The organism is Belliella calami, from assembly GCF_022549695.1.
GTDB classification, from domain to species: Bacteria; Bacteroidota; Bacteroidia; order Cytophagales; family Cyclobacteriaceae; genus Belliella; species Belliella calami.
In genome coordinates this window covers 32,458-56,225 of the sequence record NZ_JAKZGS010000021.1, presented here as the reverse complement: position 1 = coordinate 56,225, position 23,768 = coordinate 32,458, and the positions used below count along the sequence as shown (strand labels likewise).

The following is a 23,768-nucleotide window of genomic DNA, read 5'->3' as shown; positions in this document are numbered from 1 at the left end:
TAGCTCCGCATCAACAAGGATGTACATTAATTTTTCTGGATCTTTGTCATTTAATGTCAGTTTACCTCTTACCTTCACTCTCTTTGAGGTGTATTTTATGGGGTTTTTCAGCATCACTTCCATTACAGTCTCAGGCCCGCCTGATCCACAGAAAAAGCATTCGGCCAAAGGCAAAGAAGATAGAATGATATGCTCTGGCTTGAACATCCCCTCAAAAGGAATGATGTAACCGTCTGCTTCCACTACTTTTCCTTCTATACCTTTGATCTTGGAACTGAATACTGGGATGTACAATTCCCCGAAATCATCTTCTCCAATCTTATATGTCACTTCTGACAAATCTCTCCACACATTGGGTGAAGATTGTGCCCATGCAATGGAAGTGCTGAACACCAATGCCAATATTATAAATGTCTGTTTTAATTTCATTGTATCTCTAGTTGTTCTCTTTGGGTTGACAAATTTACACTATTTTGTTTAAGACTTTGTAAGCTGTTTGGCTATATCGGTCTGATAAGCTGTCCAAGCAGGAATCAATGAAGCAACAAAGCCTACTATCACTGCAAAAGCAATTATCCACAATTCTTCTTGCAAGAATACTGCCGCACTCAATCCACTGATGGCACCTTGTTCATTCTGCATTACGAGTACAGCCAAAAAGCCATGGCCAATCACAATTCCGAGGATAGCTCCCAACAATGTCAGGATCACTCCTTCCAAGACGATATGTACAAACAATTGAATACTTGAAGCTCCTAAAGTCCTCATCACTGCAAGGTCATATTTTCTTTCCTTCAGGGAATTGAACAAGGCTATAAATATACCCAAGCCAGCAATAATGATAATCGCTACTGCCAAACCTTGAATCAATTTGACACCAACTCCGAGAAGCTCAAATAATCTCGAAATCTCAAATGATGGAGAAGCTGCTTGAAGAGCACTTTTGCTGTTGATAAATCTTGGCAACTGGACAGCAGCGATAGGATTTCTATACTGCAAAAGCAAGGAAGTAACTTCTCTGTCTTCTTCTGTATCCGGAAAGCCGGAGATGCTTACATCTGCTTCAAACTTATCATGATCATGACCTTCGTCATGCGAATACCATACGGACTCTATACTTGTCAAAATCAACTTATCCAAAACATTGTCTTTTTGGGAAAGAATACCTGTGACAATATAAGGATGTTCATCATGCTCATGGCTACTACTTCCTATGCCATGGGAACCGACAAAAGAATCTCCAACCTTTAGATTCAATTTTTTAGCAACTTCGAAGCCTAAAGCAACTTCAAAAGGCTTCATCCATTCTTTTCCAGTATCAAAACCTGCATCGTAAAGCTGCAAATAATCATGATTGGTACCTACAATCCTGTATCCTTGATAATTGTCTCCCATTCCCAGCGGGATAATTTTCTTTACAAGCCTATTTTTTTCAAGCGCTTTTGCGTCTTTCATATCAATATTTCCTGTAGGATAATCAATATGATAAACACTTGAAAGAATCAATTGGAGCGGACTCCCTTTTGCACCCACTACCAAGTCTATGCCTTCTGCATCTTTTGTCATCTTATTCTCAAACTGATCTTGGATCAAAATCAGAACAGTAATAATAGATAATCCAAGCGCCAACAAAAGTATATTCAAACCCGTGTTCAAAGGCTTAGCGATCAAATATTTCCAACTTAATTTCAACATATTCATGATAGACCTCCCATGATTAAATGGTTCGAAATATGATCTTTCACGCGCTGATCATGTGTGACAATGATCAGAGCAGCATTGTGTTTTTTTGCTTGCTCTTGCAGAAGTCTGATGACAGCTTGAGCATTTTCGTCATCAAGGCTCGCTGTAGGCTCATCTGCCAATATCAATTTTGGATGATTGGCAAGTGCCCTTGCAATGGACACCCGCTGGGCTTCCCCTTCGCTCAATGTATTTACCTTGGCTTTTCTTTTGTCAAAGATCCCGAGCTCTTTGAGCAAATTCAGGTTTTGATCACCTTTTTCACCTACAAAGAAATTAGCCAATTTGAGGTTTTCTTCTACAGTCAATGGGGCTAGGATATGTGGTTTTTGAAAAACAATACCAATATTTTTCCCTCTAAATTTATCCAATTCAGCCCCCTTAAGAAGATTAAGCTTTGTATTATTTAGTAGAATTTCCCCTGACTGAGGCTTTAGAAGGCCCCCAAGAATATTTAGTATGGTGGTCTTTCCGCTCCCTGATTTGCCCAAGATCAAAAGTTCATCTCCAGCAGACATAGAAATGTCTGGAACTTGAAACTTTAAATCTGGATTGTATTGGAATTGAATGTTTTTTACTGATAACATAGTTATTTTTTTACTGGAATAGTGACTATAAACTTTGTCCCCTTTCCCGGGTTACTTTCAAATTTGATTTCTCCTTTTAACACATCGATACATTTTTTTACAATAGAAAGACCGAGTCCCGAGCCTTCAATTATCCCTACGTTTTTAGCTCTAAAGAACCTATCAAACAATTGATCTTGCTCTTTGTGAGGAATTCCGATCCCGTAATCTTTAATTTCAGATTTGAGCATATCATCCTCTTCCCATATAGAAAAGTCCACTTCTTGTCCGTCTTTTGAATACTTTACGGCATTTGAAAGCAAATTCTCAAAAATCTGATAAAGTAGCTCAACATCCGAAGTGATGGTTTTGGGAATTTTTCCAATTTTCAAGTTAATCTTTACATCATTTTCAGAACCTGCTTTTACTACATCCACCACTTCATTGATGAATGCCGCCATAAACATTTTCTTCGGGTTAAAATCAATCTTGTTGGCATCCGCCTTTCCGAAGAACAAGACTGAGGTGAGGAGGTTATTCAAACTTCTAACGGAATTTTCAATTTTTTGGGCATGTTTACCGATTTTTTGCTTGAAGGGATGTTCTTTTTCCGCATACAATTGAAGTAATTGGGCAGAACTCAATATTGAAGTCAATGGGGTTTTGAAACCATGAGATACGTTTAACACTATTCTTGATTTAAGCTCACCAATTTCCCGTTCTTTCTCCAAAGCTCTTGTGAGCTCTTTATTTGCTTCATGAAGATCAGCCGTTCTTTGCCTGACCTTCTCTTCTAATTCATTATTGAGTTTCTGAAGTTCTTTCTCTTTCCTGTCTTTGAAAATCGCCAATTCGATGACCATATTCAACTCTCGGATATTGAAAGGCTTGATGACATAAGCACTTGGGTTGGTCCCTACTACTTTGGTAAGTGTTTCGGAATCCGAACTTGCACTCAGATAGACTACAGGTATATCATACTTTTCATTGATAATCTCTGTAGTTTTGATTCCATCGAGCTCTCCTGACAGATTGATATCCATCATCACGATATCTGCTTGATGCTCAGCTAAAATCTCCAAAGCTTTTTCACCAGAGTCAGAAATACCAATGATTTCATGATTGTTTTTCTCAAGTGCCTTTTTTAGAAGAAGTGCAGACACATGATCGTCTTCAGTAATTAATATCCTTAATGGAAACATAAGTGGCTTTTAAATCTGGATGCAAATTACAAGATTAAATCGTTTACTAAAATCAAATTTTACCTAAAGGCAATTCGACCTTTACATAAGTCCCCTTCCCTTTTGTACTTTCTATATGTATCGTACCGTTGAGAATGTCTACGAGGTTTTTTGTGATTGTAAGCCCAAGTCCTGTTCCTTCATATTTACGGTCATACCCTCCACTTTCCTGCTCAAAGGGCCTAAAAAGTTTTTTCATAAAATCTTCTGTCATTCCAATTCCATTATCAAAAACCTCAAAAACAAGACTTTCATTGAATTTCCTGACTTTTATAGAAATCAGTCCTTCATCTGTATATTTGATTGCATTGCCCACCAAGTTATTGATGATCATCCCCAAATATCGCTGGTCTATAATACCCACAAATGACTTTGTTTCAAACTTTGTAGAAAGCAATAAACCTTTTTTGATTGCAAGTGTCTTTAGTGGCAATAGAACTTTTCCTACAAAGTCATTGACATTCGCTTCTTTGTAAATGACTTCAAACTTATTAGCCTCTATCTTTGCCATGTCCAAAATACTATTAATAGTACTTAGCAGCCTCTCACCAGATTCATAAATTATCTCTAGCTGTGAGACTAATTCTGGATCGCCACCCCACTTATCCATTATATTTTCGGTACTTCCCAGTATGCCGTTCAGTGGTGTGCGTACTTCATGGCTCATGTTGGATAAGATATTGGACTTTAGCTTATTTGCTTCTTCAGCTTTTACTTTTGCCTGTTCCAACCCTTTTTCGTAGTTCTTCTTGTCTGTTACATCTCTAAATACTGACAGCATTATTTGTCTTTCTTCAAATTCTGTATTCAGGCGCGTTATGTAAATTTCAACATACCTTGTCCCATTTTTCAATGGCATTTCCATCTCAAAAGTAACTCCTTGATCTTGATTTCGGTCCAAAAACTCAATTATACTATCTTTTTGATTTTTGTAATAATCAGGGTCAGTATAAATATCTTTGACATACATCTCACTTAATTCTTCCATAGAAAACCCAACTAATTTCGCAAAACTTGGATTTACTGTGATTATTTTCCCTCCTTCTACCGAAAGCAACAAACCATCCGCTGAACTGTTCCATACATTCCTAAATTGATTCTCACTTACTACAACTTGCTTGGTTTTTTCATCGATGGTTTGCTTTAGGATACTCTGCTTTCTCCATTGCGTCATAAAAGCATTCAACAAAAAACCTATACCAAAAAACAACAAGAGTAAAGAAATAACAAACCAAATCTGAAGGTAGATCGGCTTTTGGATGGTAAATGGTTCACTTGATATATATCCATCATCAAACACTCCCCTTAAACTTGCCTGCAACTTAAACTGGTAATCACCTGGTGGCAGATTATTGAATACAAGCGTATTAGATCGTGGATTTATTATTTCTTGCCAATTTGCATGGTATCCTTCCAACTTGTATCTAACTGTCAAATTGGAGTTTTGAAGAAAGCTGACCGCTCTATATTTGATTTCTATGGAATTGTTTTCATATTGGATCTTGTTGGAATCTGGAAATGGTTTTTCTTTGTTCAAGAGATTTATCCCCAATATCTCTGTAATTGGTTTGATCACCCTCCGATCCTCTTCATCTTCGTAATAAATCGAAAGACCGCGTTGGGTTCCAATGAATATCTCTCCTTTGTCACCATCTACCAAAGCCCCTCTGTTAATCTCTGATCCAGCCAAACCGCTTTTTTCATCATAATTCACAATATTGTCTTCGCTTACCACAAACACACCTTGGTCTGTCCCCGCCCAGATATTTTGGTTTTTGTCAATATGCAATGCATAGACAGGCCTCAAAATTGACTGTCCATTCAATTCGAAAAGTTTCATTTCCCCATCTTCATAAATTTTCAGTCCAGTCTCAGTACCAAGGTATATCTTATTGTCAATCTCTAAATAATCAAAGCCGATGACATTTAAAAAGTTTGCTGTCTCCATAAATGCTGCCTGGACAAAGGTGTTTCCGCCCTGCATAAATATCAACCTACCATCTTTAAGTTTCCCTATTTTTCTAAGGAAAATCTCATCTTGATTGAACCCATCCAAAATTGAGTCTGTGATGTCATTTGAAAAATGACCTGAGTTGCTATTGCTAATATGAGAAAGGTAAACTTTATCTCTGCTTACCACGACCAAACTATCCTCAATTATACTTACTGCGGTAACAAATTTACCCAAAGGACTTTCTTCATACTTGAGTGAATTTGTTTTTGGATCAAATCTACCAACCCCCGCAAGGTTCGATGAAAACCAGATTATTCCATTTTTATCTTGAGCAAAATTTGTTATCCTGTTTCTTGGCTGTTGTGCAAAACCTTCATTTTGAAGCAGTGTTTTTAATGACCCATTATCAAAAAGTTGTATCCCGCTATTAAAACCTATCAAATACTTGTTATCATCTAATTTTTTGATCGCTGTAACTTCATCGTCCAAAAGGATTTTGGAATCATAATTCAGGAACTTTAGTGAATTGATATTTACGAGACCTCTATGCGTACCAATCCAGACAATCCCCTCCCTATCGACAAGTGCAGAATAAATACTGATTGATTTTATTGCATCCGCTGCACTTATTTCCTGAATTTGCTTAGAAATAGGAGAATATTTATGCAATTGGGAATTGAAAAAGTAATAAACCTTCCCTTCTCTTATTTGTAAGGAACTATAATCAACAGCACTGAAAATATCATTCAAAAACCCTTTATGAATGATTTCATCGACTTGCATAAACTCAGAACCTGAAGCCAGAAAATCCTTCCCCAAGTAATAATAAGACCTACTTTCTTCACAATAAGCAATATTTGTTATTTTTGAAGGTAGTTCTATCCCTTTAGGTTTGACATCCACCAAATCACCATCTTCCAACAAGAAGGTAGACAAATCAAAATACAAATAGACTTTGCCTTTATCCTCATACACCGATCTGAGCCAACCTTCTTTGAAAAAATCAATTTCCAACCGATCCCAGTTTTGGGAATTGAAATCGGAGTAAAAAGCTTCTTTGGAAAAAATCAGGAATAATTTCTTGCCACTACCCTTTCCCACTACTGCAAATTCGATGTATGGAACTCCATCTTTATTCCTGATTTTTTCAGGCAAAAGCTGTTCGTGCCATTTATCTCCATCAAAGAAAAACGCTTTTGCTTCTTTAATTTGATTTGCTATCCAAATGTACCCATCATCATCCTTGAGCAGCTTTACCTTATTGGTAAGTTGATTGGAAATTCCCTCAGGAATAGGGTAAGTAGCGATCCCATCTGAATAAAACACGCCATCATTAGTATTGAACCACACCATTCCTTTGTCATCCTGAATAATCCCATGAACGTTATCAGTTGTCAATTCGACACCTTTGATCTGTCTATTGAACTGAAATGATTGTGAAATAACAACACCGTAGGTGATAAAGCAGATAATAAACAGGGTGATTTTTTTCATAATAGCCTTTAAGCACCCTCTAAATTATAAAAAGTTATGCAGAGTGTAAATTAAATGGATATTGTTTCCATTTTCTTTTTAAGTAAGGGCATATTCCTTTATTTTTGTGGCAAACTTTAAATATCGCAACATGAGTGTATTAGTCAATAAGAATTCAAAAGTGATTGTGCAGGGTTTTACAGGATCTGAAGGATCTTTCCATGCACAGCAAATGATAGAATACGGAACAAACGTAGTGGGAGGAGTGACGCCAGGTAAAGGTGGCTCTAAGCACTTGGAGAAGCCTGTGTTCAATTCAGTTGAAGAAGCAGTTACCAAGACTGGTGCAGACACTTCAATCATTTTCGTTCCACCGGCATTCGCCGCTGATGCGATCATGGAAGCTGCCGACGCTGGCATCAAAGTAATCATTGCTATCACAGAAGGTATTCCTGTGGCTGATATGATGAAAGCAAAACCATATATTAAAGAACGAGGAGCTACTTTGATCGGCCCTAACTGTCCAGGTGTAATCACTCCTGGAGAAGCCAAAGTAGGTATCATGCCTGGTTTTGTATTCAAAAAAGGTAGAATCGGAATTGTTTCCAAATCTGGAACTTTGACTTACGAGGCTGCGGATCAAGTGGCTAAAGCAGGTTTGGGTGTTTCTACTGCCATCGGCATTGGTGGTGATCCGATAATTGGAACATCTACAAAAGATGCTGTTCAACTATTAATGGAAGACCCTGAAACTGACGCCATCGTAATGATTGGCGAGATCGGAGGAAATTATGAAGCGGATGCTGCAAGATGGATCAGAGAAACAGGTAATAAAAAACCAGTGGTAGGGTTTATCGCTGGACAGACTGCCCCTCCAGGACGAAGAATGGGACATGCTGGTGCTATCGTAGGTGGAGCTGATGATACAGCAGAAGCCAAAATGAGAATCATGAGAGAAAACGGAATCCATGTAGCTGAATCTCCAGCGGAAATAGGAGCTGTAATGGCCAAAGCACTTGGTGTTGAAGCTTAAGCCACCCAAAAACATAAAAAAGCCGTTTTGAACTCTCAAAACGGCTTTTTTTTTTAAAATCTCGTTGTTATTCTTCGATCTTGTCCAATCCGTGCTCTTGCTCAAACTGGTTTCTTTTGATTTCAAATCGTTCCAATTCGGTGTTTACCAAATCTAAGGAGTCATTGTATCTACTAAAAAGATCTCCCATGTTTTTTTCCATTTCTGAAAAATTGAATTCCATCGCATCCATTTGAAGCTTAGAAGACTTCTCAATCATGGCTACCTGGCTATTTTTCAAATCTTCCAACATCCTCAACGCCCTGTCCATTTTTTCTAATTTCTCTCTGTTGTTCATATTGAATTTTTTTTTTAGTTATGTAATTTATTGCAAATTCCATTCCAAAAAAATATTTAAAACCCCATCCTCATGATTCAATGTGTATATCCGATTTTACACCAGTAGCCAATAATAATGTTGTTTTAAGTTCATTTCAATCAAGTATGGTCAGATGAGTGTAAGCTGTTGCCGATATATTCGCATAATTTTGAGTGATATACTTACCATTTGGTGTCACTACGGAAAATCATATAATTCAATATGTCTTTTTAAGAGCGAAAACATAAGATAAAATCCTCTTGTCTTAATTTTGATTTTTGATAGATTTGAAAAAGTAAATTACACTGATGAATTGTGACTTGGAAGAAAGTAAAACATGGATCACACTAGCAGTACATGCTCTTACCAACAAACCGAAAATCAAAAAAACAATTTTTCTTGTTCAATCTATTTGTACTTTATAATTCCTTAGAAAATTCCGGAATTATGATTCAAAAATGTTTTTGAAACAACCAATACACCATCCTATTGAATCCCCTACGAATATCGAAAAAAGAAGTACATTTTGATTCAATTCCTTACATTTGCATCTTCAAATTCGAATTTCATGATTTCAGTAGATAATATAGCGGTATTACATGGCGGATCGGCATTGTTTAGCGATGTTTCTTTCTCCATCAACGAGAATGACAAAATAGCCCTGATGGGTAAAAATGGAGCCGGAAAATCCACCATGCTCAAGATCATAGCTGGAGCGACCAAACCTACTAAAGGTGGCGTTTCTGCCCCAAAAGACGCAGTGATTGCCTACCTTCCCCAGCATTTACTCACCTCAGATGATTGCACTGTGATGGAAGAAACCTCCAAAGCTTTTGCCTCATACCTGGATATGAAAACAGAAATTGACAGACTGAACGAGGAACTCACCGTTAGGACTGATTACGATTCGGAAGAATATTACAAGATCATCGAACAAGTCTCTGAATTGAGTGAAAAGTTTTATGCTATAGAAGAAGTCAATTATGAAGCTGAAGTAGAGAAAGTACTCTTGGGATTAGGGTTTGAAAGGGCTGATTTCACAAGATCAACCAAGGAATTCTCTGGCGGATGGAGAATGAGAATTGAACTTGCTAAGATCCTTTTGCAGAAACCAGACTTGATACTTTTGGATGAACCTACCAACCATTTGGATATCGAGTCCATTCAGTGGCTAGAGGATTTTCTGACGGAAAAAGCAAAAGCAGTGGTGGTAATTTCTCACGATAGGGCTTTTGTGGATAATATCACCAATAGAACCATCGAAGTGACGATGGGAAGAATCTATGACTACAAAGCCAAGTATTCCCATTATTTGGAGTTGAGAAAAGAGCGAAGAGAGCAACAGCAGAAGCAATTCGACGAGCAGCAGAAATTTATTGCTGAGACAACTCAATTCATAGAAAGATTTAAGGGCACTTACTCCAAGACTTTGCAAGTACAGTCTCGAGTGAAGATGTTGGAGAAGTTGGATATCGTAGAAGTGGATGAAGTTGATTCTTCTGCTTTGAAATTGCGTTTCCCTCCATCCCCGAGGTCTGGAAAATACCCAGTCATCGTAGAAGAGCTCACAAAAACCTATGGCGATCATGTAGTCTTCAAAGATGCAAGTATGACCATCGAACAAGGCCAGAAAGTTTCTTTCGTAGGAAAAAATGGTGAAGGAAAATCAACCATGATCAAAGCCATCATGGGAGAAATAGACTTTGAAGGAAAATGTGAATTGGGACACAATGCCATGATCGGCTATTTTGCCCAAAACCAAGCTTCGCTATTGGATGAAAGCCTGACGATTTTCGATACGATCGACCAAATCGCTGTAGGAGAAATCAGGGGAAAAATAAAGGATCTCTTGGGAGCATTTATGTTCAAAGGCGATGATATCAACAAAAAGGTAAAAGTGCTTTCCGGAGGAGAAAAAACCAGATTGGCAATGATCAAACTTTTGCTGGAACCTGTCAATCTCTTGATTCTCGATGAACCTACCAATCATTTGGATATGAAAACCAAAGACATCATCAAGGATGCGCTAAAAGCTTTTGATGGAACTTTGATCGTTGTTTCCCACGATAGGGATTTCTTGGATGGGTTGGTGACCAAAGTTTTCGAATTTGGCAACAAGCGGGTCAAAGAACACTTCGAGGATATCAATGGATTCCTGAGAAACAAAAAGCTGGAAAATTTGAGAGAGGTGGAGAGGAAGTGAAATTGAAGTTAGTGTAGCGAAATAAAGTAGAAATATACTTCGTGAAATAAATGGAAATAAAAAGTCTTTAAAAACAGAAATCCCAAGCTTGATTAAGCTTGGGATTTCTGTTTTTGAACATCATACTTTCTTAATATTCCCCTTGCATCAAAATCAATAATAAAGCATTCTGAAGACCGAGATAGCCATCTTTGTTGAGGAACCACTCATCTAGACTGTGCCCGCCTCCGGCCTGCCCTCCTCTTCCGATTGTCACTGCTGGAATTCCTAATGAAAAGGCCACATTACTATTCGTAGAGCTAGAACTTAATCTTGACTGCTTTCCTGTAAGGTAATTCGCAACTGCCATCGATTGTTGGACCAAAGAGTGTTCTGATTCAAGCAGTCCACTAGGTCTATCTCCTACATTTTCTATATCTACTGTCAAAGAATCCCCACTGCGAATAATGCTGTTTTCCTTTTCTAAACCTTCTTCAATTGATTCCAGAAATAAATTCTTGATTCCTTGTAGTCTTTCTTGGCTTTCCGACCTCATATCGACGAGCATCCAAGATTCATAAGGAATAGAATTCACAGAAGTCCCTCCTCCTAGGACTGACACGCTATAAGTTGTTCTGATTCCTTCTTTGGTAAACAGATCGGCCTTCGGAACAAAACTAGAAATCGCATTGGCTAAGGCATTGTGAGGATTCCCTATTCCAAAAGCGCCATAGGAATGTCCTCCTGAACCTTTGAAAGTAACTCTGTACCTAAGAGAGCCGATTCCTCCATTGACGATACCATCTATCCCTCCTCCATCAATAGCGATAAAAGCATCAATTGTATGGCCTCCTTCTCTAAAAAGGTGTTTCATCCCTTTCAAATCTCCAAGCCCTTCTTCTCCAACGGAACCTACAAACCATAAGTCATGTATTGTCTTGATATTCTGATGTACAAGCGTCTTCATCAAGGCAATAGACATGGCCAAAGAACGGTTGGCATCAGCTATTCCAGGCGCATATAATGTATCACCTCTTTGCTTCACCGTTACATCAGTCTCCATTGGAAAAACAGTATCCAAATGCGCATCGATCACAATCGTTTTATCCGACTTCTTACCTTTTCTCAATGCGATGACATTGCCCACCTCATCGATCCAAACGGAATCAGCTCCAGCATTCCGAAGCATTTCTGCGAAAACGAGACCTTTTGCTGCTTCCTCAAAAGATGGTGCAGGAATCTCTGTCAAAGTGATCATATCAGCTATCGTTTGCTCATCAATCTCAAGGATGTAAGCAAAAGCATCCTGAACTTCTTTTTTCTTTGCTAGTTTTTCTACAGCTGTTTTGTAAGATGGTTTGATTTCCTGAGCAGAAACTTGGACAAAAAGAAACGATAGAGCGAGTGATAGTAAGCTTTTGAATATTTTCATAAAAGAAGAATTTATAACACCAAAAGTCACAATAAATCAAAAAGATAACAATACCGCTTGTAAACAATTTGAGTTAAACCTCTCGGCCCAATACAATTGGATCCTGCCTCAGCAAGTAGACCAAAGATTGATAGAGTCTTTGATTGTAGCTTTTGAGTTCGACTGACCTTTCGAAAAATACTTCCAAGGCAACTGCAAAAAACTCGTGTTGATTGTTTGCTGCAGAGGAGCGAAAAATAGTCTCTTCTCCATTTAGGATCTTCTCTATTTCCAGAGCTGCATTTTCAGCGTATCGTCCCCAAAGTGTTGGATTGAAGAAATTACTCTCACTGTTATAATGAATTTGATTTTCGAGCTTCATAGCGTGCGCGATTTCATGAATCCCTAGATTTATCCCATCCTGTAGATCAATGAATCCTTTTACAAAATTCTCCCAAGACAATACAATGATTCCTAACTTTGGATTGACTTCTCCTTGATGAAATTGTTTATTAATCGTTGAATAATAGGAATCAGGATAAATCAGTATTTTTTTGAAATGTTTTAAAGTTACTCCTGGAAATCCAAAAGTAACCATCACCGCTGTGGCTGAGATCAATAGTTCCATCTCTTGCGTAACCATTCTCAACTCTCCTCGTGGTAAAAAATTTTTCTCAGCTATAAACCACTCTACCTTTTCTATAAACTCTTGTTTATGGCCTGCATCCAAATTCGCATAGTAGGGAAAGAGATTTTTTAAGATGTTTTTATCTTGTTCAGATAATTTTTTCTTGGCTAATCGAACCTTAAGGTTTTTGTAAGAAGAATAAAAAACCTCACCAATACTGAAGAATAAATGCGTAAGTACAAACATTAAAAAGAGCTGTTAGGTGGATTAGTAATTTTTACTAAAATAGAAAAAGTAAACTGACTAAAAAAATTGTTATTTGATTTTAAACATTTGCTGTGTCTCCAAAAGCCATTTAAATTACACATCTTTTTATCGACAAAAGTGTTCTGTGAGGACACAGAACATGTTGTTAAAAAAAAGAGAATGGTCTGTGGGGACACTGACCATGGTATTGGAATCTAAACTTGCAAAACAAGTTATTTGTTATTTGTAGATCAATAATGAAAAAGCCCCCAAAATGATTTTAGGGGCTTTTTTACATTACATTTAATCTAAGTTAAGGGACTAATAACCATTTCCTTTTATACGATGGGTTAAATTTAAATAGCTGTTTTTCTCCATTTTGGCTCTTAATTTCCCATCAACATAAATCTCAGCAGTAATCAAAACTTTAGGATCATCACATCTAGCTACTATTTGTCCATAATAACCCTTTGTGACAAACTTTTTCTCCCAGTAATCTTTAACAGTCAAACTATAATCTGTCAGGGAAATAAGTGCCCCTTCTGTATTACTATAAACTCTGTATTCTAGCAATTGCTCTTTCTCATCAAGATCTTCCTCTATACATGAACCCATGATTAAGAAAATCAATAGCAATGATAAAACTTTTATACCTTTGAATCTCATAATGTAATTTTTAAATTTTGATAATTTAGAAGTATATAATAAAATTACCCTATTAATTATTTAGCTATTATCCCTAGATTTCCATGACCTGCTGTATACTTATGTACAATAACAGAATTGCTTAAAGCCAATACGTCATGGACGAGAGAATTGTAGAAATTAAAATCTAATTCTTTTCCATTTATGATTACTCAATTCGTGTTCTAACTGTTGAAAAACCATTTCCATCCATTTTCGATTTCAATTTGCCATTTATATAAATTTCACAAGTAATTAACACATTCTGATCATCACATCTGGCTTCAATTTGCGCCGTCCCTCCTATAATTCCAATACTTTGGTATTCCCAATAATCCTTTATTATTATCACTTTAGGCGATGAGAGTCTTATAGGGATATCTTTTTTGTTACTGTAAACCTTATACTCTACCTTGTAATTATCAGAATCTTCTGTACACGAACTAAAATTCACACAAAATATCAGTAAGATAATATTTATTATACTTATTGGCTTCATATTTATAATTGTTAAAACATAATACCTAAAATTTCTATACTCAAAGAGACAATCATAGCATCTCATCTATTTAATTATTTACCTTATACTCCTTATATTTAACATAAAGTGTTCTGCGAGGACACAGACCATGGTATTGGAATCTAAACTTGCAAAACAAGTTATTGGTTATTTGTAGATCAATAATGAAAAAGCCCCCAAAATGATTTTAGGGGCTTTTTTACATTACATTTAATCTAAGTTCTAGGGACTAATAACCATTTCCTTTTATACGATGGGTTAAATTTAAATAGCTGTTTTTCTCCATTTTGGCTCTTAATTTCCCATCAACATAAATCTCAGCAGTAATCAAAACTTTAGGATCATCACATCTAGCTACTATTTGTCCATAATAACCCTTTGTGACAAACTTTTTCTCCCAGTAATCTTTAACAGTCAAACTATAATCTGTCAGGGAAATAAGTGCCCCTTCTGTATTACTATAAACTCTGTATTCTAGCAATTGCTCTTTCTCATCAAGATCTTCCTCTATACATGAACTGAGAAACAAACCCACAATTAGGCCAAAGGTTAGACAAACCTTTAGTGATAGTAATCTTGCTTTCATAGCGAATAAATTGATAGGTAAAATAAATTGATAGGTAAAATAAAATTTTTGTCCTATTTCATATTGAAAAAGCAATTCTTTTATTTTTGAAGGTGCAAAGGTAGGGATTTAAAAAAATATATCACATATATATCTTGAAAAATATTCTATATTTATTTTAAAAAACTAATCTTCAATCACATAAAACACAAGCGCAAGTAATAAACCAAAATTTATAAAAAAGGCTGGTGGTAAATGCTTTTAAAGTAATAATAATAACAAAAGTGAACTTTGAGATATAGAACATAGGATGGATTATGTTCTGTATCTCACAGACCTCGGGAAAATGTGCTCTTTGAAGAAACAAACCTCGGGACAGTGTGTTCTGTGAAGACACAGAACACGGGTTGAAAAAAATATTATACAAATGGTCTGTGAGGACACAGACCATGAATTGGAGTGGGGGGAAAAGATGGTTTGTGAGGACACTGACAATGGATCGAATGATATGAAAAATATGGCCTGTGAGGACACAGACCATGGAAAGGGTGTAATATGGTCTGTGAGGACACAGGCCATGGAAAGGGTGTTGAAATGTGAGAATGGTCTGTGGGGACACGGACCATGGGACAAAAAAAACAGCCTGTGAATACACAGGCCGTAGATTAATTTTATTACAGTTGACTATTGATGGTCGACCGTTGACTATTTAGCGTAACTCACAGATCTCATTTCCCTGATTACGGTGATTTTGATCTGTCCTGGATACTGCATCTCTTTTTCGATTTTTTGGGAAATATCAAAAGACAATTGACTTGCCGTTTGGTCACTCACATTGTCAGCATCTACCAATACGCGTAATTCTCGACCTGCTTGCATCGCAAAGCATTTGTTTACTCCATCAAAGCTCAATGCCAAATCTTCAAGATCTTTCAATCTCTTGATATAGCTGTCCATGATTTCCCTTCTTGCACCTGGTCTAGAACCAGAAATCGCATCTGAAGCCTGTACGATCGGTGAAATCATAGACGTCATTTCGATTTCATCATGGTGAGCTCCGATAGCATTACATACTTCTGGATGCTCCTTGTATTTCTTCGCCAGCTCCATACCCAAGATCGCATGTGGAAGTTCTGCTTCTTCTGGGTAGACTTTTCCGATATCATGTAGCAAACCTGCTCTTTTCGCCATTTTTGCGTTCAAACCCATCTCTGCTGCCATGGTAGCACATAGCTTGGCTACTTCTTTTGAATGTTGAAGCAAATTCTGTCCGTAAGATGAACGGAATCTCATCCTCCCTACCATTCTGATCAACTCCGGATGAAGGCCATGAATCCCTAACTCAATACAAGTTCTTTCACCAATCTCTACAATCTCTTCTTCTATATTTTTCTCGGTCTTGGCGACTACTTCTTCAATTCTAGCAGGGTGGATTCTTCCATCCTGTACCAATCTGTGAAGCGAAAGTCTCGCTACTTCCCTTCTTACTGGATCAAATCCAGATATGATGATTGCTTCTGGTGTGTCATCTACTACAATCTCTACTCCTGTAGCTGCTTCAAGGGCACGGATATTTCTACCTTCCCTACCGATGATCTTACCTTTGATATCATCACTTTCGATATTGAATACCGACACGCAATTTTCGATTGCATGCTCAGTAGCCGTTCTTTGGATCGTATCCAATACTATCTTCTTGGCTTGCTTGGTTGCAGAAAGTTTTGCTTGGTCAAGGATATCCTTGATATGTGATGAAGCTTTGGTGTTGGCTTCGTCCTTGAGCATTTCTACAAGCTGCTCTCTTGCTTCTTCTTTGGTCAAGTTGGCTATTTTTTCCAAATCAGCGATTCGTTGGCTAGTCACTCGGTCTAGCTCATCTTTTTTCACCTGAACTGAATGCATTTGGGCATTTAGATTTTCCTTCTTGCTTTCGAGTTCAGCTTCTTTGCGCTTCACTTGTTCCAACTCTTTAGAAAGCACCTGCTCTTTTTGTTTGAGCTTGTTTTCATTGGTGATGATGATGGCTTTCTTCTTATTAGCCTCTTCTTCAAACTCAGATTTTAGCTTGAGGTATTTTTCTTTGGCTTCGAGAATTCTGTCTTTTTTCAAAGACTCAGCATTCATTTCCGCTTCACGCAGAATGATTTTGGCTTTCTCTTTTGCGTCCTCTTCTATTTTTTTGTTGTTGCCTTTCATAAAAAAGCCTACAACCAAGGCGCCAATCCCAAGTCCTACCAGACCTGCAATGATAATGTATATTGATTCTCCCATAGGTGTATTAATCTATAAATACCTTATAGGAAAGCAAAAAGTACGCGGAGTGAGTGATAAGCAATAATTACAGAAGATTAGTTAGATCTTTATTTATTTTGGTTAAAGTTTCTTTGATCAATTCACTGTCATCAGAATTGATCTTGTCCTGCTCCATGGATTCCACCATACAATCAAAGGCTACCATCGCCAATAGATCTTGTTTGTCATCCAATCCAAATTCTTCTCTATATCTTTTTATTTTATCATTAATCAATTTTCCTGCGTGTCTGATTTTCGCCTCATCCTCTACTTTTACTTTCATTGGATACTCTCGATCTCCAATTTTGATTTTCACAGAAAGTGTTTCCATATCATTCAGACAAATAGGCAATTATATTATCGATTTCCTTTATATAATTATTAATCCTTTCTCTCAACTCGGCAGACTCAATGTTCTCCACTGGTATGCTGTTTACAAGTTTAGTAATTTTAATTTGATTTTTAAAATCCTCCAACGCTGCATCTCTTTCTTTGAGGCTTGACCTCAAGAAATCGACCTCATGCTTTAGCATCAGATTTTGCTCTTCTACCTGCTCAAGTTTTTTTCCAACTTGAGAGGTGAGCTTTTCTAATAGTTGGAGTTCTTCGTGAATCATTTTTTATTTTCGGATAAATGCTCCGACTTCATTCTCAAAGCCTTGTATCAAACGGCTCATTGTTTTATCAATAATTTTATCTGTCAGTGTATTCTCTGTATCTTGAAGATAAAAGCTCAATGCATAAGCCTTTTTACTAGCATCAATTTTATCTCCTTGGTAAACGTCAAACACACCAATTTTTTGCAATAACTTCCCTCCAGCCTTTAATGCAACTTTTTTGATTTCATCAAATGTAATCTTTTTATCAATCACAAGCGACAAATCCCTTCGTACTTCTGGGAATTTTGATATTTCCCCATACTTTTTTAATCCTTTAGACTTTTTAGCCAATAAGTCCCAGTTTAGCTCAGCAAATAGGACTGATTGCTTTACTTCAGCAAGTCTGGTGATACTTCCATCAAGCAAGCCAACAGTACCCAACACTTTTGCCCCCAAATTTATTTGCAAAGCATAATCGAAAGGTGATTCATGAACAATCTCAACCGAAGTATTATCTATGTTCAGCTTTTCCAAAATCAACTCTACAACTGCATACAAATCTGGAAACTGAACTTCCTTCGATGGTTCAAGCCAGCTTTCTGCTGTCTTTTCCCCTGTCAAGAAAATCGAAAGTCTCTTTTCTTCACGGTAACTTTCCCCTTCTTTGAAATAAACTGATCCAAACTCAAATAACTTTAAGTCCTTTTGTCTTCTGTTGATATTGTGAGACAAAACTTCCAAGCCAGTGAAAAGAAGACTCTGCCTCATCACGCCCAAGTCCTCGCTCAGTTTATTCAGAATCACGACATTGTTTTCTGATTGAAGGTGAGCAGATTTCTCTACGTAAATTGGTTTTGTGAGGGAATTTGTAATGATCTCAAAGTATCCAAGACCAGAGAGAACTTCACTAAGTCTATACTGTAGCTTGTTCAAATCTTTGCTTGGATGCTCGGCAAGAAAATCTGCATTCAGATTCTCTGACAATGCGACATTCTCAAATCCATAAATCCTCAACACCTCTTCAATCACATCCGCTTCCCTAGTCACATCCACTCGATAAGGCTTCACTATTGCTGTAAATCCCTCTTCGCTTTCATTGACCACTTGGATATCCAAGCCATTCAAAATCGACTTCACGGTTTCTTTTGGGATATGCTTGCCAATCAGCCTATCAATGTGCTTGTAGAGAACAGCAATCTCAAAATCAGCTATTGGATTAGGATAGAAGTCAATAATATCAGAAGAAATTTCTCCTCCTGCCAATTCTTTGATCAAGAGTGCTGCCCTTTTGAGTGCATAGATAGGCATATTTGGATCTGTGCCCCTTTCAAACCTAAAAGAAGCATCAGTTTTCAAACCATGAAATTGGCTCCCTTTTCTAATAATATCAGGTGAGAAATAGGCGCTCTCCAGGAAAATTTTGGTGGTTTGATCTGACACGCCAGATCCTTTTCCTCCGAAGACACCTGCTATGCACAAACCTTTTTCAGCATCACAGATCATCAGCTCTTCTCCAGACAATTTTCTTTCTTTGTCATCCAAAGTCACAAAAGGAGTTCCTTTATCTAGCTTCTTTACATTGATCTTACCTCCGCAAATATAGTCTGCATCAAATGCATGAAGAGGCTGCCCTAGGTCGTGTAGGATAAAATTAGTGATATCTACAATGTTGTTGATCGGCTCCAAATCCAAAGCTTTCAAATAATTTTGCAACCAAGCGGGTGAAGGACCTACCTTCAAATTGGAAATAGTAAGTCCTGCATATCTTGGGCAATCATTCGAATTTTCTATAGAAACAGGGATAGTTAAGCTTGTATTATCTACTTTGAAATCTTCTACTGATGGCAAGCAAACTTCTCTATTCAATAATGCTTTGAGGTCTCTTGCTACACCTAAATGAGAGGCCGCATCAGCTCTATTGGGAGTCAACCCAATCTCCAAAACATCTCCTTTTTCTACTTTGAAATATTCAGAAGCTGAAGTTCCGTTTGGTAAATCCGTTTCTAAAACCATGATCCCAGCATGACTTTCGCCCAAACCGATCTCATCCTCAGCACAGATCATTCCTTGGGAAACTTCCCCTCTGATTTTTGCTTTTTTGATTTGAAAAGGTTCACCAGTGCCAGGGTAAAGCGTACATCCTTCTGTGGCTACAACTACTTTTTGTCCTGCAGCGACATTTGGCGCGCCACATACTATAGGAACTATTTCTGAGCCTATATCAACAGTCGTAATACTTAATTTATCTGCATTAGGATGCCTTTCACATGTCAACACTTCTCCAATGACCACACCTTCCAGACCTCCTTTGATAGATTCGAAAAGCTCAACACCTTCGACCTCCAAGCCTGATCCAGTCAATAAGGATGCAATCTCCTCCGAGGATTGGTCTAGTACAATAAAATCTTTTAATCTATTTATGGAAATTTTCATGAATTCACTGTTGTTTCAGAATAAGGCACAAATTTAAGAGAAATGGAATAGGCAAGAAGGTAAAAGAGGCTATTTTTTTATTTTTCTTAAGAAAAGTCAAAAATGCTCTGAAAAATCAATCTTTCTTTACAGAATAATCTTTTTCTCCTGCCTCAATAGCTATTTCCATCAAGTTCTCTTTCGGAGGAAGTGGGCACGCAAAATCAGGATTATAGGCACAGTAAGGATTATAAGCTAGATTAAAATCTATGGAAATACTGTTTTTGCCATCTTGACGTAAGTTAAGATATCTTCCTCCACCGTAGGTATCTACACTGCTAGTGGCATCAGCGAACGCCAAAAAGAAATTTCGCTTATCAACTTCTTTTAGTGACTGGAGAAGTAATAATTTTTGCGGTGATCCTTTTAGGTCAAACTCTAGGTAAGAGTGTTTTATATATTTTTCTACAGTACCATCGGTCATCGGCAATTCCATAACTTTGCGGTCCTCTACCGCAACCATCTTTGCTCGAACCTTGTAGGCAGGATCAATTTCATAAAAGCTCAAATTTCCCAACTCAGTTTTCTGTTCTTTACTTAGTGGGGAATCTTCATTGTATTTCAAAAACTTAAACTGTTTATCTCTTTCACTCTCCACCCTTTCTAAATAAGCTTCTGGATCATCCGAACTCGTCAAAGTGTATGCTACTGCTACCATGACAACTAACGCTACAATTGTCAATAAAATATTCTTAATACTCATGTTTTCAAATTATTCCTTCATCTGCGAAGCTAAAATAGCCACAATCTGCGAATATAACATGATCGATTACGGTTACATCAAGATTTTCTCCCGCTTTCACTAATTTTTCTGTCAATCTTTTGTCTTGCTCAGAAGGTTTGAGATTGCCAGAAGGATGATTATGCACCAAAATAATCGAATTGGCCATTACTTCCAATGCATATTTGAATATCACTTTTGGGTCAACAACAGTGGAATTGGATCCTCCACGACTAACAAGTTGTTTTTTGAGAAGGTTATTGTTTCGATCCAATAAAATAATGTAGAAAGACTCAACTGTCTCATCCATAAGATCCGGTTTCATCAAATCATAGGCATCAGCAGAGGAAGTGATTCGAAGTCGTTTTTGGGGATCTCTATTTTTTCTTCTTCTACCAAGCTCCAAAGCACTGACAATGGAAATTGCCTTTGCCTCTCCGATCCCTTTGAAGCGTTGCAAGTCTTTGACTGACATTTTTGCCAAGGCACTCAAGTCATAATTCACAGACGCCAAGATATATCTGGAAAGATCTACGGCACTTAAAGATTTGGTACCAGAACCTATCAAGATTGCTATCAGCTCGGCGTCTGACAAAGCTGACCTGCCTTTTAAAAGCAATTTTTCACGTGGTCTATCCTCCTCTGCCAATGCAGAGATCTTGATTGATTGGTAATCTTCCATAAAAGTAAAAATTTTAAAAATCGATAACTTGTAATAAATAAAATCTGACAGTTCGAGATTCATCCAAAGGTGATAGAAAAGATTTTGGTTGCTTACAAGAAATTTTTAGTCAAAAAGCAAAAAATCTCAACTTCCTACTGGAAGGAAAAGGATTTAGTCAGGAATAAAAATAGCATTTTAAATGAAACAAAAAAAGCCTTAATCTTTCGATTAAGGCTTTGATATATTTTTTCAGCTTATTCTTAAGCTAAAGAATTGACTAATCTAGTCAATTTTGATTTTTTGTTCGAAGCGTTGTTCTTATGAATGATATTTTTCTTAGCCAATTTATCAATCATAGATGTAACTTTCTTCAAAAGCTCCTGAGCTTCTACTTTATCAGTAGTCAATTTCAATCTTTTGATAAAAGTCCTTGTTGTCTTGGCCTGATATCTGTTTCTCAAACGTTTGGCTTCGTTTGCACGAATTCTTTTAATTGCCGATTTGTGATTTGCCATATCTTAGTTTACTTAATTTCTTTAACAATCCCCTTAGTCCTAAACGGAGTGCAAAGTTAATGGATTAATTTTTAAACGCAAAAGGATTTCTTCACTAAACCTAGTAAAGTTGAGAAATCAGGTGAATTTTATTTCTAATACCGCCTTAGAGCTACAAATGTAGCATTAATTTTTGTTATCTGAATTCTGAATTTTTTATTATTTTTGAATATGCGCAAATTTTTAGCTTTCATCTTTATACTTTTCTTCTTGAGCACTGACATCATTGCCTGGGGATTTTTTGCCCACAAGCGTATCAATAGGCTCGCTGTCTTTTCGTTGCCTCCAGAAATGGTTGGCTTCTTCAAATCAAACATTCAATTCATCACTGAAAATGCTGTAAATCCTGACAGAAGACGCTATGCAGTCAAAGGTGAAGCAGAGAAGCATTTCTTGGATGCAGACGTTTATGGAGACAGTGCTGTTTACACTTTGCCAAGATACTGGAATCAAGCCGTAGAGAAATTTGGAGAAGAGGAATTGCGAAAACATGGAATCGGACCATGGAACGCTTACAATACCAAAAACCAATTGACGGAAGCTTTCAAAAGAAAAGATCAAAAAGCAATCCTCAGACTCGCAGCTGATTTGGGCCATTACATTGGTGACATCAATGTCCCATTGCATACTACGAGGAATTACAATGGGCAACTAACAAATCAATATGGAATTCATGGTTTTTGGGAAAGTAGGGTACCTGAGTTGCTTTCTGATGACTTTGATTTTTTTGTTGGACAAGCTGAATACATTCCCAATACGCAACTTGAAGCTTGGGATGCAATTATTGGAGCACATTTAGCCTTGGATTCTGTTTTGAATTTTGAAAAAATCCTGACACAAAGATTTCCGGAGGACAAAAAATACAGTTTCGAAGAAAGAGGCGGTATCAACACCAAAGTGTATTCCAAGGAATTCACAAAAGCATACAACGACATGCTTTCTGGTCAAGTAGAAAGACAGATGAAGAAATCAATAAAGATGATCGCTGACTTCTGGTATAGTGCATGGATTGACGCTGGACAGCCTGACCTAAACGCACTTCTTAAAAATCCTGTAGAGGATTTGGAGGAAAAATTCGCTCCTCCTTCCTCAACAATCGAAGTAAGAGAGCATGAAGGTATTTCATATAATGAATCTCCAGAAGATCTTCGGAAATCATTTTACCGTGCGATGTGGAGAACGGGGAATTAGGGAAAAACAGAAAATAAAAGGATGAAAGCATGGTATTGATCACATCCTTAACATCCAATTGTTTAATCTACTCTCCAATAAAATATACCATGGGACTTTAAACGAAAAACAATTTATCCCTTCATTTTTTCAGGTGCTTGTCTAGTATCAAAAAAATCTGTTATGTACACTTTTTCAGACTCAATACGGTAAATTATTTTGAAATTCCCCTCCACTAATCTTCTATGTCCTTTTCCCAAATGTTCCAAATATTCTTCAAACTGGCCTTTTTCCGGATTATCAATCAAACTATCAGCCTTATCTAACAACTCCACCCCTATTTCTTGAGCTTTTCCCAACGGAATCTTTTGGGATTTCATCAAAAACTGAATGATTTCTTTTAAACTTTGAAAAGACTGTTCAGTATAAATAATTTTCATATACCTAAGCTGTTCTCAAGCTTTTTCTCTAATTCTTCCCTTGTATAAATCTCACCTTCTCTAATATTTTTTTCAGCATTTAATGCTCTTGAAGTTAACTTTTCTTTCAGAATAGGTTCTAAACTTGACTTGGTCAACAAATTTTTTATTAGCTCTAAAACATGATGGTCATTTTCTTTCTCGATCAGAGATCTTATTTCTTCTTTTATATTTATTGCTCCCATAACAGTTTAAAGTTAATGATTTTTCGTT

24 protein-coding genes are annotated in these 23,768 nt (G+C 37.1%); 4 read left to right on the top strand and 20 right to left on the bottom strand.

Annotation, left to right across the window (positions count from 1 at the left end):
• The 5 genes from MM236_RS17800 to MM236_RS17780 form a co-directional block, all read right to left on the bottom strand.
• The coding region (locus MM236_RS17800; protein ID WP_241276347.1) for a hypothetical protein at positions 1-429 on the bottom strand (429 nt) is incomplete at its 3' end.
• Positions 430-477: 48 nt separating this feature from the next.
• Positions 478-1,701 (bottom strand): ABC transporter permease, encoded by a 1,224-nt coding sequence (locus MM236_RS17795; protein ID WP_241276346.1) that lies wholly within the window; start codon positions 1,699-1,701, stop codon positions 478-480.
• The gene (locus tag MM236_RS17790) at positions 1,698-2,330 is read right to left on the bottom strand and encodes an ABC transporter ATP-binding protein (protein WP_241276345.1); all 633 of its coding nucleotides are present in this window, start codon (positions 2,328-2,330) and stop codon (positions 1,698-1,700) included. The genes MM236_RS17795 and MM236_RS17790 overlap by 4 nt, the downstream gene beginning before the upstream one ends.
• Positions 2,331-2,332: 2 nt before the next feature.
• A complete protein-coding gene (locus MM236_RS17785; protein WP_241276344.1) occupies positions 2,333-3,511 on the bottom strand; it encodes a hybrid sensor histidine kinase/response regulator in 1,179 nt (392 codons plus the stop codon).
• Positions 3,512-3,563: 52 nt separating this feature from the next.
• Positions 3,564-6,998, bottom strand: coding sequence for an ATP-binding protein (locus MM236_RS17780; protein WP_241276343.1), 3,435 nt, complete (start codon positions 6,996-6,998; stop codon positions 3,564-3,566).
• A gap of 130 nt (positions 6,999-7,128) precedes the next feature.
• On the opposite strand from MM236_RS17780, the gene sucD reads away from it, so the two are divergent.
• Complete coding sequence (gene sucD, locus MM236_RS17775) at positions 7,129-8,010, top strand: succinate--CoA ligase subunit alpha (RefSeq protein ID WP_241276342.1); 882 nt, start codon at positions 7,129-7,131, stop codon at positions 8,008-8,010.
• Positions 8,011-8,077: 67 nt separating this feature from the next.
• Here sucD and MM236_RS17770 read toward each other — a convergent pair whose 3' ends face one another.
• Complete coding sequence (locus MM236_RS17770; RefSeq protein ID WP_241276341.1) at positions 8,078-8,347, bottom strand: hypothetical protein; 270 nt, start codon at positions 8,345-8,347, stop codon at positions 8,078-8,080.
• A 589-nt stretch (positions 8,348-8,936) separates the two neighbouring features.
• On the opposite strand from MM236_RS17770, the gene MM236_RS17765 reads away from it, so the two are divergent.
• Positions 8,937-10,571 carry an ABC-F family ATP-binding cassette domain-containing protein gene (locus MM236_RS17765; protein ID WP_241276340.1) on the top strand — a complete coding sequence of 545 codons (1,635 nt, stop codon included), beginning with the start codon at positions 8,937-8,939 and terminating at the stop codon, positions 10,569-10,571.
• Positions 10,572-10,701: 130 nt separating this feature from the next.
• On the opposite strand, the gene MM236_RS17760 is transcribed toward MM236_RS17765, so the two are convergent.
• From MM236_RS17760 to MM236_RS17740, 5 genes are all read right to left on the bottom strand, one after another.
• Positions 10,702-11,982, bottom strand: a complete 1,281-nt coding sequence (locus MM236_RS17760; RefSeq protein WP_241276339.1) for a M20/M25/M40 family metallo-hydrolase — start codon at positions 11,980-11,982, stop codon at positions 10,702-10,704.
• Positions 11,983-12,055: 73 nt separating this feature from the next.
• A complete protein-coding gene (locus tag MM236_RS17755) occupies positions 12,056-12,835 on the bottom strand; it encodes a zinc-dependent peptidase (RefSeq protein ID WP_241276338.1) in 780 nt (259 codons plus the stop codon).
• A 321-nt stretch (positions 12,836-13,156) separates the two neighbouring features.
• The gene (locus MM236_RS17750; protein WP_241276337.1) at positions 13,157-13,501 is read right to left on the bottom strand and encodes a hypothetical protein; all 345 of its coding nucleotides are present in this window, start codon (positions 13,499-13,501) and stop codon (positions 13,157-13,159) included.
• A gap of 187 nt (positions 13,502-13,688) precedes the next feature.
• On the bottom strand, positions 13,689-14,018 hold the full coding sequence (locus MM236_RS17745; protein ID WP_241276336.1) for a hypothetical protein: 330 nt from the start codon (positions 14,016-14,018) through the stop codon (positions 13,689-13,691).
• Between the two features lie 250 nt (positions 14,019-14,268).
• Complete coding sequence (locus MM236_RS17740; protein ID WP_241276335.1) at positions 14,269-14,625, bottom strand: hypothetical protein; 357 nt, start codon at positions 14,623-14,625, stop codon at positions 14,269-14,271.
• A 406-nt stretch (positions 14,626-15,031) separates the two neighbouring features.
• Between MM236_RS17740 and MM236_RS17735 the strand changes: the two genes are divergently transcribed.
• Positions 15,032-15,253, top strand: coding sequence for a hypothetical protein (locus MM236_RS17735; protein WP_241276334.1), 222 nt, complete (start codon positions 15,032-15,034; stop codon positions 15,251-15,253).
• 56 nt (positions 15,254-15,309) lie between these two features.
• On the opposite strand, the gene rny is transcribed toward MM236_RS17735, so the two are convergent.
• The 7 genes from rny to rpsT form a co-directional block, all read right to left on the bottom strand.
• Positions 15,310-16,875, bottom strand: coding sequence for a ribonuclease Y (gene rny / locus MM236_RS17730; RefSeq protein WP_241276333.1), 1,566 nt, complete (start codon positions 16,873-16,875; stop codon positions 15,310-15,312).
• Between the two features lie 67 nt (positions 16,876-16,942).
• Entirely contained in the window at positions 16,943-17,227 is a 285-nt protein-coding gene (locus MM236_RS17725) for a cell division protein ZapA (RefSeq protein WP_241276332.1), read from the bottom strand.
• Between the two features lies 1 nt (position 17,228).
• Positions 17,229-17,513 (bottom strand): hypothetical protein, encoded by a 285-nt coding sequence (locus tag MM236_RS17720; protein ID WP_241276331.1) that lies wholly within the window; start codon positions 17,511-17,513, stop codon positions 17,229-17,231.
• A 3-nt stretch (positions 17,514-17,516) separates the two neighbouring features.
• Positions 17,517-19,928: a phenylalanine--tRNA ligase subunit beta gene (gene pheT, locus MM236_RS17715; RefSeq protein WP_241276330.1), complete on the bottom strand. Its 2,412-nt coding sequence runs from the start codon at positions 19,926-19,928 to the stop codon at positions 17,517-17,519.
• Between the two features lie 115 nt (positions 19,929-20,043).
• Entirely contained in the window at positions 20,044-20,670 is a 627-nt protein-coding gene (locus tag MM236_RS17710; RefSeq protein WP_241276329.1) for a DUF1684 domain-containing protein, read from the bottom strand.
• A 4-nt stretch (positions 20,671-20,674) separates the two neighbouring features.
• Complete coding sequence (gene radC / locus MM236_RS17705) at positions 20,675-21,370, bottom strand: RadC family protein (RefSeq protein ID WP_241276328.1); 696 nt, start codon at positions 21,368-21,370, stop codon at positions 20,675-20,677.
• A 242-nt stretch (positions 21,371-21,612) separates the two neighbouring features.
• Positions 21,613-21,867 carry a 30S ribosomal protein S20 gene (gene rpsT / locus MM236_RS17700; protein ID WP_241276327.1) on the bottom strand — a complete coding sequence of 85 codons (255 nt, stop codon included), beginning with the start codon at positions 21,865-21,867 and terminating at the stop codon, positions 21,613-21,615.
• A 210-nt stretch (positions 21,868-22,077) separates the two neighbouring features.
• Between rpsT and MM236_RS17695 the strand changes: the two genes are divergently transcribed.
• Positions 22,078-23,097: a zinc dependent phospholipase C family protein gene (locus MM236_RS17695; RefSeq protein ID WP_241276326.1), complete on the top strand. Its 1,020-nt coding sequence runs from the start codon at positions 22,078-22,080 to the stop codon at positions 23,095-23,097.
• Positions 23,098-23,210: 113 nt separating this feature from the next.
• Here MM236_RS17695 and MM236_RS17690 read toward each other — a convergent pair whose 3' ends face one another.
• On the bottom strand, positions 23,211-23,516 hold the full coding sequence (locus MM236_RS17690; RefSeq protein ID WP_241276325.1) for a type II toxin-antitoxin system RelE/ParE family toxin: 306 nt from the start codon (positions 23,514-23,516) through the stop codon (positions 23,211-23,213).
• Positions 23,513-23,740 (bottom strand): hypothetical protein, encoded by a 228-nt coding sequence (locus MM236_RS17685; protein WP_241276324.1) that lies wholly within the window; start codon positions 23,738-23,740, stop codon positions 23,513-23,515. Before MM236_RS17685 ends, MM236_RS17690 begins: the two co-directional genes overlap by 4 nt.
• Between the last annotated feature and the right edge of the window lie 28 nt (positions 23,741-23,768).

What these genes read in the sequence shown, in the direction of transcription:
- MM236_RS17795 (WP_241276346.1), bottom strand. Translation starts at nt 1,701, where the DNA reads ATGAATATGTTGAAATTAAGTTGGAAATATTTGATCGCTAAGCCTTTG.
- MM236_RS17790 (WP_241276345.1), bottom strand. Translation starts at nt 2,330, where the DNA reads ATGTTATCAGTAAAAAACATTCAATTCCAATACAATCCAGATTTAAAG.
- MM236_RS17785 (WP_241276344.1), bottom strand. Translation starts at nt 3,511, where the DNA reads ATGTTTCCATTAAGGATATTAATTACTGAAGACGATCATGTGTCTGCA.
- MM236_RS17780 (WP_241276343.1), bottom strand. Translation starts at nt 6,998, where the DNA reads ATGAAAAAAATCACCCTGTTTATTATCTGCTTTATCACCTACGGTGTT.
- sucD (WP_241276342.1), top strand. Translation starts at nt 7,129, where the DNA reads ATGAGTGTATTAGTCAATAAGAATTCAAAAGTGATTGTGCAGGGTTTT.
- MM236_RS17770 (WP_241276341.1), bottom strand. Translation starts at nt 8,347, where the DNA reads ATGAACAACAGAGAGAAATTAGAAAAAATGGACAGGGCGTTGAGGATG.
- MM236_RS17765 (WP_241276340.1), top strand. Translation starts at nt 8,937, where the DNA reads ATGATTTCAGTAGATAATATAGCGGTATTACATGGCGGATCGGCATTG.
- MM236_RS17760 (WP_241276339.1), bottom strand. Translation starts at nt 11,982, where the DNA reads ATGAAAATATTCAAAAGCTTACTATCACTCGCTCTATCGTTTCTTTTT.
- MM236_RS17755 (WP_241276338.1), bottom strand. Translation starts at nt 12,835, where the DNA reads ATGTTTGTACTTACGCATTTATTCTTCAGTATTGGTGAGGTTTTTTAT.
- MM236_RS17750 (WP_241276337.1), bottom strand. Translation starts at nt 13,501, where the DNA reads ATGAGATTCAAAGGTATAAAAGTTTTATCATTGCTATTGATTTTCTTA.
- MM236_RS17745 (WP_241276336.1), bottom strand. Translation starts at nt 14,018, where the DNA reads ATGAAGCCAATAAGTATAATAAATATTATCTTACTGATATTTTGTGTG.
- MM236_RS17740 (WP_241276335.1), bottom strand. Translation starts at nt 14,625, where the DNA reads ATGAAAGCAAGATTACTATCACTAAAGGTTTGTCTAACCTTTGGCCTA.
- MM236_RS17735 (WP_241276334.1), top strand. Translation starts at nt 15,032, where the DNA reads ATGGTCTGTGAGGACACAGACCATGAATTGGAGTGGGGGGAAAAGATG.
- rny (WP_241276333.1), bottom strand. Translation starts at nt 16,875, where the DNA reads ATGGGAGAATCAATATACATTATCATTGCAGGTCTGGTAGGACTTGGG.
- MM236_RS17725 (WP_241276332.1), bottom strand. Translation starts at nt 17,227, where the DNA reads ATGGAAACACTTTCTGTGAAAATCAAAATTGGAGATCGAGAGTATCCA.
- MM236_RS17720 (WP_241276331.1), bottom strand. Translation starts at nt 17,513, where the DNA reads ATGATTCACGAAGAACTCCAACTATTAGAAAAGCTCACCTCTCAAGTT.
- pheT (WP_241276330.1), bottom strand. Translation starts at nt 19,928, where the DNA reads ATGAAAATTTCCATAAATAGATTAAAAGATTTTATTGTACTAGACCAA.
- MM236_RS17710 (WP_241276329.1), bottom strand. Translation starts at nt 20,670, where the DNA reads ATGAGTATTAAGAATATTTTATTGACAATTGTAGCGTTAGTTGTCATG.
- radC (WP_241276328.1), bottom strand. Translation starts at nt 21,370, where the DNA reads ATGGAAGATTACCAATCAATCAAGATCTCTGCATTGGCAGAGGAGGAT.
- rpsT (WP_241276327.1), bottom strand. Translation starts at nt 21,867, where the DNA reads ATGGCAAATCACAAATCGGCAATTAAAAGAATTCGTGCAAACGAAGCC.
- MM236_RS17695 (WP_241276326.1), top strand. Translation starts at nt 22,078, where the DNA reads ATGCGCAAATTTTTAGCTTTCATCTTTATACTTTTCTTCTTGAGCACT.
- MM236_RS17690 (WP_241276325.1), bottom strand. Translation starts at nt 23,516, where the DNA reads ATGAAAATTATTTATACTGAACAGTCTTTTCAAAGTTTAAAAGAAATC.
- MM236_RS17685 (WP_241276324.1), bottom strand. Translation starts at nt 23,740, where the DNA reads ATGGGAGCAATAAATATAAAAGAAGAAATAAGATCTCTGATCGAGAAA.